Source organism: Nocardia sp. NPDC050712, assembly GCF_040654295.1.
Classification (GTDB): Bacteria; Actinomycetota; Actinomycetes; order Mycobacteriales; family Mycobacteriaceae; genus Nocardia.
Genome location: NZ_JBFAHT010000002.1, coordinates 173,047 through 186,876, shown reverse-complemented (window position 1 = coordinate 186,876; position 13,830 = coordinate 173,047). Strand labels below are relative to the sequence as shown.

The window sequence follows — 13,830 nt, the reverse complement described above, 5'->3', positions numbered from 1 at the left end:
ACTACTCGGTCCGCGAGTTCGTCATGTCACCGGCGGCCTGAACGAAGGCGTGCACACGCGGGGTGAGGCCGGTGGTGAGCCAGCCGAGGCTGAACTGCAACGGCGGCGCGTCCAGGACCGGCACGAAACTGACATCCGGGCGCAGATAGTAAAGGGGCGCTTGCTCGGTCGTGAGGTAGGCGCCCTTGCCCGCGCCGACGAGCGCCAGGATCTCCTGGAACGTGGCCGCGACCGGGCCCTGCCCGATCGGGCGGCCGGACGGTGTCTGCTTGGGGTGGTGGTACTCGTCGAAATCGATGGGCAGCGCCGGCGGGTTCTGGATCATGGTGACCTCGGCGAGGTCTTCCAGGCACAGCGAGGCCCGCTCGGCGAAGGGATGCCCGGCGGCGACGGCGAGCATCTTCGCCTCGCCGTACAGGACGGGTCCGACGGTGATGTCGGGCTCGAACATCGGATAGCAGCACAGCATCGTGTCGACCTCGCCGTTGCGCAGTCGCGAAGCGCCGTCGCTGAGCTGTAGTTCGGTGATCCGCACCGTGCACTCGGGATAGCGGGCCTGGAAACGTTCGCCGACCTCGAGCAGGTAGCGCCCGCCCGCCGAGCCGAAGTAACCGACCCGCAGGGTGCCCCGGACTTCGAGCCCCGCGCGTTTGGCGTTGCGGATGCTCTGCTGAATCCGGTCGAAGGCGGGGCGCAACTCCTCGCGTAGCGCGCTGCCGACCGGGGTGAGCACGACCTTGCGGCTGGTCCGTTCGAACAGCACGGTCCCGACCCGGCGCTCGAGCCCCTTGATCGTTTTGCTGACGTGCGCGGTGGATACCCGCAGACGCTCGGCGGTACGGCCGAAGTGCAATTCCTCGGCCAGCGTCAGAAACGCCTCGATCTCGTACCGCTCCACAATCGCCTTCGTGATCATTGCCCGCCGGTTAACGACCCTTGGGTGATTTGTCGTTGATCACGCCCAGCGAACGCTTGATCATAGACGGGCGTACTAGAAACATTCAGAGAGGTCGGTTTCGACATGACGGCAGTGTCCGTCCCGCACATCAGACACCGTTTCGTCGAGGTCGACGGGGTGCGGGTGTTCTACCGGGAGACCGGTCCCGCCACCGCGCCGACGCTGCTCCTATTGCACGGCTTCCCGTCCGCCTCCCATCAGTTCCGTCGGCTCATGGACGCGCTCGGCGGGCGCTACCGGATCATCGCCCCCGACTACCCCGGGTTCGGGCATACCGAAGCGCCCGCCGGCTTCGAGTACTCCTTCGACCGGCTCGCCGACATCGTCGAAGGGTTCGTCGACGCCCTCGGCGTGGACCGATTCGTGCTGTACACCTTCGACTTCGGCGGCCCGGTCGGGCTGCGACTGGTGACCCGTCGTCCGGAACTGCTCGCCGGATTGATCGTGCAGAACGCCAACGCCTACGACGAGGGCCTGTCCGACATGGCCCGCGCCATGACCGCGAACGCCCCCGGCGTGCCGGGCGCCGCGGACAACGTCCGCCAGATCCTCGAATTGCCGGTCACCCGCGGCCAATACGAGGGCGGCACCGCCGACGTCGAACTCGTCGCGCCCGACGGCTGGACCCTGGATCAGCATTTCCTGGACCTGCCCGGCCGCAAGGAAGCCCAGGTCCAGCTGGGTCTGGACTATCACACCAATCTCGCGCTCTACCCGGTGTGGCAGCAGTGGTTCCGCGACCACCGGCCGCCGACGCTGGTGCTGTGGGGACGCAACGACGCGTTCTTCCCCGAGTCCGGCGCACACGCCTACCTGCGCGACCTCCCGGACGCCGCGGTCCACCTGTTCGACACCGGCCATTTCGCGCTCGAGGAACGTCTTCCCGAGATCGCGCCGCTCATCGATGAATTCGTCGCTCACCTATTTCCGGAGCAGCCCATGAAGATCGCCGTCATCGGTGCCACCGGCAACCTCGGCGGAGCGGTCGCCCGGGAAGCCGCCGCCCGCGGTTTGCAGGTCACCGCGCTCGATCGGGGCACGATGGATGTCACCGACGCCGCCTCGGTCAAGCAGGCCGTCGCCGGCCACGACGTGGTCGTCGTGGCGATCAAGGGCCCGGACCGGCTGGTGCCGCGCGGGGCGCTGGCACTGCTCGAGGCGCTGCCCCTGGCCGGGGTCGACCGCCTGGTGTTCCTCGGTGGCGGCGGCAGCCTGGAATACGCGCCGGGACAGCGTTTCGTGGACTCGCCGAACTTCCCCGCCCAGTATCTGGAGACGGCCCGCGATCAGACCGAGGCGCTCGAGATCTTCCGCGCCGCGGCGACGACGGTGCGCTGGTCCTATGTCAGCCCGCCGCCGGTGCATCTGGTGCCGGGCGCGGCGACCGGCACCTATCGGGCCGAAGCCCGGGACACCCCGATCACCGACGCCGAGGGTGAAAGCCGGGTCAGCGTGGGCGATTACGCCGCCGCCATCGTCGACGCGGTGCAGCACGGGACCTTCGTGGGCCGGCGTTTCACCGTCGCCTACTGAGCCGCAACCCCGGACGCCCCTTCGTATTACACGGAGGGGCGTCTCTCTTTCGAGGAGCATCCTGTTGACCACGACCGTCCGACGACGGACCGAACCCCGGCTGGTCGCGCTGCTCGCGGCGCTCACCGCGCTCGGCCCGCTCTCGATCGACCTCTACCTGCCCGCGCTGCCGGATCTGAGTCACGATCTGAGCGCCGGACCGTCCTCGATCCAATTGACCCTGACCGCGTGCCTGGTCGGGCTCGCCCTCGGCCAGGCGGTCGCCGGGCCCCTCAGCGATCGCTACGGCCGGCGCCCCCCGTTGCTGATCGGCGTCATCGCCTACACCCTCACCGCACTGCTCTGCATGGTCGCGCCGACCGCCGAGCTCCTCATCGGCGCCCGGCTGCTCCAGGGAGTGGCGGGCGGGGCGGCGATCGTGATCGCGCGGGCGATCGTGCGCGACCGCTACGACGGCGCCGCGGCCGCCCGGTTCTTCAGCACGCTCATGCAGATCAGTGGTCTGGCCCCGATCCTCTCGCCGCTGGTGGGCGGATTCCTGCTCGAGGTGACCTCGTGGCGGGGGCTGTTCGCGGTGGTCGCCGCGGTGGGTGCGGCACTGGTCGCCGCGGTGGTCGCGCTGCCGGAGACGAACGCGGCGCGCAGCCGGACCCCGATGCTGCGCACCCTCGTCCAGGTCGGCGCGACCCCGAATTTCGCCGGATACGCCCTGGCCGGTGGGCTGTCCTTCGCCGCGATGTTCGCCTACATCGCGGGCTCCCCGTTCGTGCTCCAGGACATCCACGGGCTGTCACCGCTGGCGTTCGGCTTGGTCTTCGCGCTCAACGGCGTGGGCATCATTGTCGCCGGGCAGATTTCGGCCCGGCTGGTCCGCTACCCACCGCGGACGCTGCTGGCGGCCGGGCTCGCACTGTCCTGGGCGGGTGGGACGATCGCGGCCGCCGCGATCTTCGCCGGCCTCGGCCTGCCGACGCTGCTCGCCGGGTTCTTCCTGCTCGTCGCCTCGATCGGGCTGACCATGCCCAACAGCGTCTCGCTCGCGCTGTCCACCAGTGCCGCCGAGGTCGCGGGCAGTGCTTCGGCGCTGCTCGGGCTGGCGCACTTCGTCATCGGCGGACTGGTCGCGCCGATCGTCGGCATCGCCGGGCCGCACGACGCCCGGCCGCTGGCCTGGACCCTCGCGGTGCTCAGCACGGCCGCCGCGATCGTCTACGTCTCGTGCACGACCCGGGAAACCGGACATGTCACACTTGCTCGCCCTACGTCGTCATCCAGATAGCAACGACAGGGCAACGGAGAATAGGACAAGACAATGGGTATCGAAGATCTGCGCACGAGCACTCGCGGCCGCGTCCTGCTGCCGGGCGACGCCGGATTCGAGCAGGCCGCACAGCCGTGGAATGTCGCGGTGGCGCAGACCGTGGCGGCCGTGGCCGAGGTCGCCGACGCCGCGGACATCGCGGCGGTACTGCAATACGCCGGTGCCGCCGGACGCCAGGTGGTCACCCAGCCGACCGGGCACGGCGCGACCGGCGATATCGACAGCGCGATCCTGGTGCGGACCGCCGCGCTGAACCACCTCGAGATCGATGCCGAACAGCGGGTGGCCCGCGTCGGGACCGGCGTGCAGTGGGGCGCGGTGCAGGCCGCGGCCGCCGCGCACGGACTGACCGGGCTAGCCGGTAGCAATCCCGTGGTCGGCATCACCGGATACACCCTCGGTGGCGGATTCGGCTGGTTCGCACGCAAATACGGCTGGGCCGCGGACGCGGTCCGGGCCTTCCGGATCGTCGACGCGAGCGGCCGGGCCGGCCGGGTCAGCGCCGAGTCCGATCCGGAGCTGTTCTGGGCGCTGCGCGGTGGCGGCGGCGACTTCGCGGTCGTCACCGAGATCGAGTTCGATCTGTTCCCGCTGCCGCGGCTCTACGGCGGCCGGGTGATGTGGTCCGCTGATCGGACCCGCGAGGCGTTCGACCTGTTCACCGAGCTGACCACCGACGCGCCCGCCGAGCTGTCGGTCTGGTTGCAGCGCTACCAGATTCCCGGCGCCGCGCCGACCGTCGCCATCGACTTCGCCTACCTCGGCGAGGCGGCCGAAGGCCGGGAGCTGACCGCGCGCCTGGACCGCGTCGACGGCATCCTGGCCGACACCCGGGGCGTGCTGACCCCGGCCCAGATCGGCAAGATCACCGCCGAACCCACCGATCCCAGCCCGTCGCTGTCCCGCGGCGAGTTGCTCACCGATCTCGACGGCGCGGTGCTCGACACCCTGATCGACGCCCCGGTCGCACCGCTGCTGAACATCCAGCTCCGCGGCCTCGGCGGCGCACTCACCGAAACCCGCCCCGACGGCGGCGCCCGCGGCCCCCTGCACGAGCCGTACGCCCTGTACATGCTCGGCCTGGGCCTCCCGCATCTGCTGGACGACATCCGCGCCCGGTTCGGCGAGATCCTGGGCAAGCTCGCCCCGCACCTCACCGGCACCAAGCCCTACACGTTCCTCGCCCCCGGCGAGTCCGCCGCAGCGGCTTTCGACCCGGCGACACTGGCCCGCCTCCAGCAGATCAAGCGGGATCGCGACCCCAACGGCGTCCTGCGCGCCAACTTCCCGGTCCACGGCTAGCTCGCGAGGGCCCGGTACCGGCGGACAGCGAGCGGTAGGAAGAGCGCGGTAAGGGCCGCGGGCCACGCGATCGCCAGCGCGATCGCGTGCTCCGCGGCCCAGCTCTGATCGTGCCAGGACGGGTTGCCGAACAGGTCGCGGATCGCGGTGGCGGTGGCCGACAACGGGTTCCAGGACGCGATCGCCCCGAGCCAGCCGGGCATGGTGTCCGGAGATACGAAGGCGCTGGACAGGAACCCGACCGGCCAGACCAGGATCTGCACGGCGACCGCGGATTCGGGTGTCTTCAGGACCAGGCCGAGGAAGATCCCGACCCAGGTGAACGCCAAGCGGAGCCACAGCAGCAAGCCGAGCGCGGCGAGGGTCAATCCCAGGTTCCGTTCCGGCCGCCATCCGACCAGCAGACCGGTCACGATCATGACCGCCAGCCCGACCAGGGCATTGAGCAGGTCGGCGGCGCTGCGCCCGGCCAGGACCGACCCCGTGCGCACCGGCATCGCCCGAATTCGTTCGGTCACCCCGCGGGCCGCGTCGGTGGTGACCGCCACCACCATCGCCTCGAGTCCGAAAAGCATGGTCATCGCGAGCATTCCGGGGATCAGGAAGTCCATGTAGTCGCCGTCCGGAACGGCCATCGCGCCACCGAACAGATACCCGAACATGACCACCATCAGCACCGGGAACAGGAACCCCAGCACCAGGGCGCCCGGGCGGCGACGCCAGTGCCGCAGGATCCGCCCGGCGAGCACGGCGGTGTCGGTGAATACCGTGGCAGGCGAGCTACTTCGGTTCGTCGTGGTCATGCGGACACGGCCTCCTGGTCGATGCGGTGGGCCGGTCGCCCGGTGAGATGCAGGAACACTTCGTCCAGTGACGGCTTGCGGGTGACGGTTTCGACGCGGTCCGGACCGACCTTCGCCTTCAGCTCGTCCGGGGTGCCCTCGGCCACGACCCGCCCCGCGTCGACGACCACGATCCGATCCGCCAATCGGTCGGCCTCTTCGAGGTATTGCGTGGTGAGCAGCACGGTGGTGCCGCCGTCGACCAGCGACCGGATCGCCGACCACACCTCGATCCGGGCGCGCGGATCCAGCCCCGTCGTCGGCTCGTCGAGGAACAGCACCGGCGGCGCCAGTATCAGACCGGCCGCCAAATCGAGACGGCGTCGCATACCACCCGAGTAGCCGGCGACCGATCTCTCGGCGGCCTCGGTAAGACCGAATTGCGCGAGCAACTCCGCCGCCCGGGCGCGGGCAGCCGCCGCGGACAAATGGTAGAGCCGACCGAACAGGACCAGGTTCTCCCGTCCGCTCAGTACCTCGTCCAGCGAGGCGTCCTGCGCGACCAGCCCGATGCGATAGCGCACCGCCCGGGGATCGCGCACCGCGTCGTGGCCCGCGACCACCACCGACCCGGAATCCGGGCGCAGCAACGTAGTCAGGATGCGCACCGCCGTGGTCTTGCCCGCGCCGTTGGGGCCCAGCAGCGCACAGACGCTGCCCGCCCGGACCTGTAGCTCGAAACCGTCGAGTGCGACCTTGTCGCCGAATCGTTTGGCCAGCGCCGTCGCCTCGATCACAACTTCTCCGTATGGCATACGAAGAACGGTATCAGCTTTATCCGTACGGCGTACTGAATAGTTTCGGTATGCTGGCCCGATGGCTTCCGAGAGCTCGGCACCCGCCGATCCCGCCCGCACGATCGCGTTGCTGTGGGGTACGCGCCAGTTGCCCAAGCGGGGGCCGCGGCATGCGCTGGCGCCCGAGCAGGTGGTGGGGGCGGCGATCGCGGTCGCCGACGCCGATCGGGATATCGCGCCGCTGTCGATGCGGCGGGTGGCCGATCGGCTCGGGGTGGGGACCATGTCGCTCTACACCTATGTCGCCTCGCGGGACGAGCTGGTCGAGGCGATGCTGGATTCGATCTACGCCGATGTCGTTCGGGCACTGCGGGAGTCGGCGCCGCAGGGGTGGCGGGCCGGGCTGCACGTCGTCGCGGACCTGAATTGGCAGATGTACCAGCAGCATCCGTGGGCGCTCCAGGTCTTCACCGGCCGGCCGGCCCTCGGCCCCAACGCCATCGAGAAATACGATCGCGAGCTGTCGGTGCTGGCGGGCAGCGGGCTGGACGACGTGCAGATGGACGCCGTCCTGACCCTCGTGCACACCCACGTCGAAGGCGTGGCCCGCCGCCGCATCGATGCCGAGCAAGCGGTGCGGCGGACCGGCGTCACCGACCAGCAGTGGTGGGAAGCGGTCAGCCCGGCGCTGGCCGAGGTGCTCGAACCCGGCCGGTTCCCGGTCGCGGACCGGGTCGGCCGGGCCGCGGGCGAGGCGCACCAGTCCGCGCAGAATCCCGAGCACGCCTACGGATTCGGCTTGGACCGGCTCCTCGACGGGGTGGCGGTCCTACTCGGTCAGGGCAGGATCGAGTCCACGTAGCCGCCGTCCACCCGCAGTGCGCCGCCGGTGGTCGCCGAGGCGAAGGTCGAGCTGAGATAGACCACCATGTTGGCGATCTCCTCGGGTTCGATGAGACGCTGCAGCAGGGACTGCGGGCGATGCTCGATCATGAACTGGCGCTGGGCCTGATCCCAGGGCAGCTCGTCGCCGACCAGCTGGCGGACGAAATCCTCGACGCCGCCGGTGTGCGTGGGGCCCGCGATCACCGAGTTGACGGTGACGCCGGTCCCCGCGGCCTCCTTGGCGAAGCCACGGCCGACCGCGAGCAGCGCGGTCTTGGTCATCCCGTAGTGGATCATCTCGGCGGGGATGGCCACGGCGGAATCGCTGGCCAGGTTCAGGATCCGGCCCCAGCCCTGTTCGGTCATCCCGGGCAGGTAGGCGCGGATCAGCCGCACGGCGGCGAGCACGTTGACCTCGAAGTAGGTGCGCCACTGCGCGTCGTCGATCTCCAGCGCCGGGGTGGCCCCGAAGATGCCCAGGTTGTTGACCAGGATGTCCACTCGCGGGAAGGCGTCGAGCACGGCCTGCGCGCCGTCTTCGGTGGCCAGATCGCCTGGCGCGCCGTGGATCTCGTCGTTGCCGGTATCGGAGCGCAGGCCGGCGACGACCTGCTCGACCCGCGCCCCGTCGCGGCCGTTGACGAGGACCCGCGCGCCCGCGCGGGCGAGGCCGGTGGCGATGGCGTGACCGATGCCCTGGGTCGATCCGGTGACCAGGGCGGTGCGTCCGGACAAGTCGATGTGCACGGGTGAGGCCTTTCGTCGCGGAGGAACCGTTGCTGTTCCGGGACGTCCAGTCTGCCTGGGCGCACCGGCGCGGACAGGCCGCCCGCCGTGCGAGCGGCCTGCCGCACCCTCAGTTCGTGACTTCTACGGCCCCGGTGTCCGCGGTCCGGATGGCGGCGAGGATATGGGTCGCGACCTGAGCGATCGTCCCGCGCTGCAAGAAGATCGCGACGGGGATCGTGGTATCCAGGTCCTCGGTGATCCGGTTGCGCAACTGGACCGCCATCAGGGAATCGATGCCGAGCCGGTTCAGGCGCTGACTACCCTGCACCCGTTCCGGCGGGGTCTTGGCCACCGTGGCGATCCGGCCGCACAGGTAGGAGGTGATGACGGCGTGCGCCGCCGCGTCGTCCTGCTGCTCCAGATCCGCGCGGTTGACGACGGAACCCGCTGTGCTCGACTCGGTGTCGAGATAGCGCAGCAGCGAGCTGGTGCGCAGCGCGGGGAAATCCCGGGCCCACACGATCGGGTCGAAGGACATCACCCCGGCCTGCACGTGTGGCCCGCCGAGCAGGCGGCCGAGGACGGCAAGTCCGTCGGCCGGATCGAAGCCCTGGAACCCGCGATCGTCCAGGCGCAGGTCCCGCTCGGCCTTGGCGACCCGGCCGGTGCCGGTCCACTGACCCCAGTTGACGCTGAGCGCGGGCAGGCCGCGGGCGCTGCGGTAGTGGGCGAGCCCGTCGACGTAGGCGTTGGCGACCGCGTAGTTGCCCTGCCCCGGCGAGCCGATCAGCGAGGCCGCCGAGGAGTAGAGCAGGAAGAAGTCCAGGTCCATGTTCTCGGTGAGCCGGTGCAGGTTCCAGGCGCCGTGCACCTTCGGCGGCATCACGGCGAGGAACCGCTCGGCGCCGAGCTGGGCGAGAATGCCGTCGGCCAGCGTGACCGCGGAATGCACCACCCCGCGCAGCGGCGGCATGCTCGCCTTGATCCCCGCGAACACGTCGGCCATGCGGTCGTAGTCGGACACGTCGGCCTGGATGATCCGGATGTTCGCCTCGGCGAGTTCATCCAGCTGCCGCTGGGCCGTGTCATCGGCGGGGCCGCGCCCGGTCAGCACTAGAAACCGGGCACCTTGCTCGACAAGCCAACGGGCCGTGAGCAATCCGACGCCGCCGAGGCCGCCGACGATCAGGTAGGTCGAGTCGGCCCGCACCGGTGTCGCGCGCTGTTCGGGCAGGTGCCCGGGCGTCAGCCGCGCCGCGTAGCGCAGGCCGCCGCGCAGCGCGATCTCGTCTTCGGTTCCGTCCGTGGCGATTTCGGCGTACAGGGCGGACAGGTCCGCCGCCGAGGGCGCGGCGGGCAGGTCCAGCATCGAACACCGCAGGTCCGGGATCTCGTAGCGCACCACCCGGCCGAGGCCCCACAGCGCGGTGTGCAGCGGGTCGACGGGCGCACCGGCCGATACCGCCTGCGCGTCGCGGGTGAGGAACCACAGCCGCGGCGGGATCGGCAGCGCGGCGAGTGCCCGCACCAGTTCCACAGCGGTGACAGTGTTTTCGATGCTGTCGGCGGTGTGCGCGTAGAGCACGGTCCGGACGGTGCTGTCGACCAGCGCCGCCAGCTCGCCGACCCGCGACGCGCACACCACCTCGACGCCGTGCCGGGCGAATTCGGCGCGCAGTTCGGCGCCGTCGCCCAGGACGAGCACGGTGCCCGCGAGCTCACCCGGCGCGCACGGCTCGACCGGCACCCAATTCAGGTCGTAACGCAGGTTTCCGGCGCGCTGCTGGAACAGCTCGGGCATCTCGCCGCCGCCAAGGCGCTTCAGCCGGAAGTCCTCGATGGTGAGCAGGTGCCGGCCGGTGGTGTCGCCGATCACGACGTCCCCGCGTACCAGATCCACCTCGTCGACCGGCGAGGTGCGGGTGACGATGCACCACAGCGCCGCACCCGGGGTGGGCTGGCCCTGGCCGTAGCAGCGGGCCGTGCCGACGGGCAGATACGTGTCCTGGGCGACGTCGGATCCGTGCAGCAGCGACATCAGCGGCTGCAACGCGCAATCCAGCAGCGCGGGGTGCATGACGTGCTTGCCGATGTCCGTGGCGATCGACGGGTGGACGGTGAACTCGGCCAGGATCTGCCCACGCCCGCGGCGCAATGCCGTCAGCGTGCGGAAGGGCCCGGTCTGCACGATCCCGCGCGCCTTGGATGCCGCGTAATGCGCTGCGATGTCGAGGCATTCGGGAAAGTCGGAGGGCTCGCGCGACATCAGGTCCGCACTGGCGGCCAGGTCGGATTCGCTGTGCAGGGCGGCGGTCGCCAGCAGCAGCCAGCCGCCGTCGTAGGTGTAGCAGGTCCAGCTGTAGACCCCGAGCGCTTCTTCGGTGCAACGGATCTGGACTCGGGACGGGGTGTCGGCGGCGAGGAACAGCGCGCGTTCCAGGCTCAGCTCCCGAACCGAGAAGGCGGTCGGCCCGTGGATGTGACGGCCCGCCGCGAGCGCGAGTTCGTGATAGGCGGCGCCCGGCAGGATCGGGATGTCGTGCACGAGGTGCTCGGCCAGGTAGCGCAGCCGGCGCAGATCCAGCTCGATATCCCAGACGTAGGAGTCGCCGGGCGCCAGCCGCAGGTAGGAGCCGATGATCGGATGCGCCGGAACCGCCTCGGTGGTCGCGAAGCTCGTCGCCGGGGTCAGACCGGGCAGGCCCAGTTCCTCACGCCAGTAACGTTCGCGCTGCCACGGGTAGCTGGGCAGCGGCACGTACCGCGCCTGCGAATCGTTCAGGGCGGCAAAGGGAATCGGCCGGCCCGCGACATACAGTTCCGCCATCGCCTCGAGCAGCGCGGCCGGGCCGTGGCTGTCCCGGGACATGGTGGCGACGGTCACGCCGGTCCGCTCCCGGAACTGCAGGTTCCGCTGGACGGCCGAGGTCAGCAGCGGGTGCGGGCTGAATTCGACGAACGTGTCCACCCCGTCGTCCGCGAGCGACTGGATGACCGCGCCGAACAGCACCGGTTCGCGCAGGTTGCCCATCCAGTACTCGGGCCCGAGCCCGGTCCCGTCGGCGATCTGCCCGTGCACGGTCGAGCGCAGCGGGATCGCACCGGCCCGCGGGCGCAGCGGGGCCAGCAACTCGAGCAGCTCCGCGCGCAGCGGGTCCATCTGCGGGCTGTGCGAGGCGACATCCACTTTCACCCGGCGGCCGGAGACGCCGCGCGCGTCGAGGTCGGCGAGGATGCGCGTGATCGCGTCCTCCTCCCCGGAGAGCACGCAGGAGTCCGGGCCGTTGCAGACCGCGACCGAGACCCCGGTGTACCCGGAGACGACCTCCTGCGCGGCAGCCGGGGACAGGTCGACCGCGGCCATCACACCCTGTCCACTGGTGGTGCGCAGCAATCGGCTGCGCCCGCAGATGAGCAGTGCGGCGTCGGCCAGGTCGAGAATTCCGGCGACGTGCGCGGCCGCCACCTCCCCCATCGAATGACCCACCACGACATCGGGTTTCAGTCCCCGGTCCTGCCACAGCGCGGCCAGGGCGACCTGCACCGCGAAGATCACCGGCTGGGCCACGTCGATCCGCGCCAGCTGGGAGTCCGCCGGGGCGGCGGTGAGTTCGGCGGTCAGCGACCAGTCGACGTGCGAGACCATGGCCTGTTCGCAGGCGGCGATCTTCGCGGCGAAAACCGGTTCGGTGGCCAGGAGTTCGGCTCCCATGCCCAGCCACTGCCCGCCCTGGCCCGGGAAGATCCAGGCGGTCGGATGCGGGCTGTCCAGATCGTCCTCGGCGTCACCGGACGCGAGGCCCTCGGGATAGGCGCCGCGGGTGTAGGCGTCGAGCAACTCGGCCGCTTCCGCGGCGGAAGCCGCCACCACCGCGAGGCGCTGGGCGTGGTGGGACCGGCGGACCGCCGCCGAGTAGGCCACATCGGCGAGCGGAAGTTCGTTGTCCGACAGCAGGTCTCGGTAGGAGGCGGCGAGCTGGGCCAGGGCCGCCTCGCTACGCGCGGAGATCGGCAGCAGCACCGGCCGCGTCGCCCGCGGGCTGTCGGCCGCGGTCACCGGCGGCTGCTCCAGCACCACATGGACATTGGTTCCGGTGATGCCGAAGCTGCTCACGCCCGCCCGGCGCGGACCGTTCTCCTCCGGCCAGGCACGCGCGTGCGCGGCGACCTCGACGTTCATGTCCGCCCACGGAATCGCGGGGTTGGGCGTCTCGAAATGGAGGCTGCGCGGAATGAAGCCGTCGCGGACACACAGTGCCGCCTTGATCAGGCCGACCGCGCCGGCGGCGCCCTCGGTATGCCCGACGTTCGTCTTGACCGACCCGACGAGCAGCGGTCGGCCCGCCGGCCGGGCCCGGCCCAGAACCTCGTGCAGCGCACCGATTTCCACCGGGTCGCCGACACTGGTGCCGGTGCCGTGCGCCTCGACGTAGCCGACGGTGCCCGGGTCGATCCCGGCGTCGCGGTAGGCCGAGCGCAGGCCCGCGCTCTGGCCCGCGATCTGCGGGGCCATGAACGTCTCGCCGTGTCCGTCGTTGCTGGCCGCGCTGCCGCGGATCACCGCGTGCACCCGGTCGCCGTCCGCGAGCGCGCGCGAGAGCAGTTTGAGCGCGACCACGGCCGCGCCTTCGCTGCGGACGTAGCCGTCCGCGCGGGCGTCGAAGGCCTTGCACTGGCCGTCCGGGGCCATCATCCGGCCCTGCGAGAAGCCGATCGCGTGGTCCGGGTTGAGGATCATGTTGACGCCGCCCGCCAAGGCCACCTCGCAGTCGCCCGCGCGCAGCGAGCGCACCGCCAGGTGCACGCCGACCAGCGACGACGAGCAGGCGGCGTCGACCGCCACGCTCAAGCCGCGCAGGTTGAGCGCGTAGGAGATGCGGCCCGCGTTGCCGCCGCGGGTGCTGCCGCCGACGGTGTGCACGTCGAGGTCTTGCAGCCGGTGGGATTGCCGGTCCCAGTAGTCGCTGGTGATCACGCCCATCAGCACGGCGGCGTTCAGGCTCGATACCCCGTCCAGGGTCAGGCCGGCGTCCTCGAACGCCTCCCAGGCGACCTCCATCAGCAGCCGCTGCTGCGGGTCCATGCATTCGGCCTCGCGGGGGGAGATCCCGAAGAACTCCGCGTCGAACTCCTCGATGCCGTCGAGGAATCCGCCGTAGCGGCTCATCATCCGGCCCGGTGTCGCCGGCGCGGCGTCGTAGTAGTCGTCTACCGCGAACCGCGCCGGCGGCACCTCGCCGATCGTGTTTCCCTCATTGCGCAGCAGATCCCATAACGCCTCGACGCTCCCCGCGCCCGGCACCCGAGCCGCCATCCCGATCACCGCGATCGGTTCCTGGACGGCACCGACAGAACCCTCCACACCTGCACTCACAGCGTCACCTATCTCGAAGAGAAGCAACTGTTCACTCCGGGCGACGGGAGCCACCCGGAGACTGGCCGGGTGAGCGTACAATGAGCGTTGCTGAGAGTTAGCAGAGCCTCGCCGATAAGGCGAATTTATCCTTCTTCCACCACCTTTGA

Annotated in this window: 9 protein-coding genes; 4 read left to right on the top strand and 5 right to left on the bottom strand. The window is 70.5% G+C overall.

Annotated elements, in window-relative coordinates:
* Position 1 precedes the first annotated feature (1 nt).
* Positions 2–916 (bottom strand): LysR substrate-binding domain-containing protein, encoded by a 915-nt coding sequence (locus AB0H76_RS11215; RefSeq protein ID WP_357320994.1) that lies wholly within the window; start codon positions 914–916, stop codon positions 2–4.
* 105 nt (positions 917–1,021) lie between these two features.
* Between AB0H76_RS11215 and AB0H76_RS11210 the strand changes: the two genes are divergently transcribed.
* The 3 genes from AB0H76_RS11210 to AB0H76_RS11200 all read left to right on the top strand — a co-directional run bounded on the left by AB0H76_RS11210 (position 1,022) and on the right by AB0H76_RS11200 (position 5,114).
* Positions 1,022–2,491 (top strand): alpha/beta fold hydrolase, encoded by a 1,470-nt coding sequence (locus tag AB0H76_RS11210; RefSeq protein WP_357320992.1) that lies wholly within the window; start codon positions 1,022–1,024, stop codon positions 2,489–2,491.
* Positions 2,492–2,555: 64 nt separating this feature from the next.
* Positions 2,556–3,770, top strand: a complete 1,215-nt coding sequence (locus AB0H76_RS11205) for a multidrug effflux MFS transporter (RefSeq protein WP_357320989.1) — start codon at positions 2,556–2,558, stop codon at positions 3,768–3,770.
* Between the two features lie 33 nt (positions 3,771–3,803).
* Positions 3,804–5,114, top strand: a complete 1,311-nt coding sequence (locus AB0H76_RS11200; protein WP_357320986.1) for an FAD-binding oxidoreductase — start codon at positions 3,804–3,806, stop codon at positions 5,112–5,114.
* Here the strand turns inward: AB0H76_RS11200 and AB0H76_RS11195 are convergent.
* Positions 5,111–5,917, bottom strand: coding sequence for an ABC transporter permease (locus AB0H76_RS11195; RefSeq protein WP_357320983.1), 807 nt, complete (start codon positions 5,915–5,917; stop codon positions 5,111–5,113). The genes AB0H76_RS11200 and AB0H76_RS11195 overlap by 4 nt on opposite strands.
* A complete protein-coding gene (locus tag AB0H76_RS11190) occupies positions 5,914–6,711 on the bottom strand; it encodes an ATP-binding cassette domain-containing protein (protein WP_357320980.1) in 798 nt (265 codons plus the stop codon). The genes AB0H76_RS11195 and AB0H76_RS11190 overlap by 4 nt, the downstream gene beginning before the upstream one ends.
* Before the next feature lie 61 nt (positions 6,712–6,772).
* On the opposite strand from AB0H76_RS11190, the gene AB0H76_RS11185 reads away from it, so the two are divergent.
* The gene (locus AB0H76_RS11185) at positions 6,773–7,555 is read left to right on the top strand and encodes a TetR/AcrR family transcriptional regulator (protein ID WP_357320977.1); all 783 of its coding nucleotides are present in this window, start codon (positions 6,773–6,775) and stop codon (positions 7,553–7,555) included.
* Here AB0H76_RS11185 and AB0H76_RS11180 read toward each other — a convergent pair.
* Both AB0H76_RS11180 and AB0H76_RS11175 read right to left on the bottom strand, forming a co-directional pair.
* Positions 7,531–8,325 (bottom strand): SDR family oxidoreductase, encoded by a 795-nt coding sequence (locus AB0H76_RS11180; RefSeq protein ID WP_357320975.1) that lies wholly within the window; start codon positions 8,323–8,325, stop codon positions 7,531–7,533. The genes AB0H76_RS11185 and AB0H76_RS11180 overlap by 25 nt on opposite strands.
* Before the next feature lie 109 nt (positions 8,326–8,434).
* Positions 8,435–13,681, bottom strand: coding sequence for a type I polyketide synthase (locus tag AB0H76_RS11175; protein ID WP_357320973.1), 5,247 nt, complete (start codon positions 13,679–13,681; stop codon positions 8,435–8,437).
* Positions 13,682–13,830: the final 149 nt, after the last annotated feature.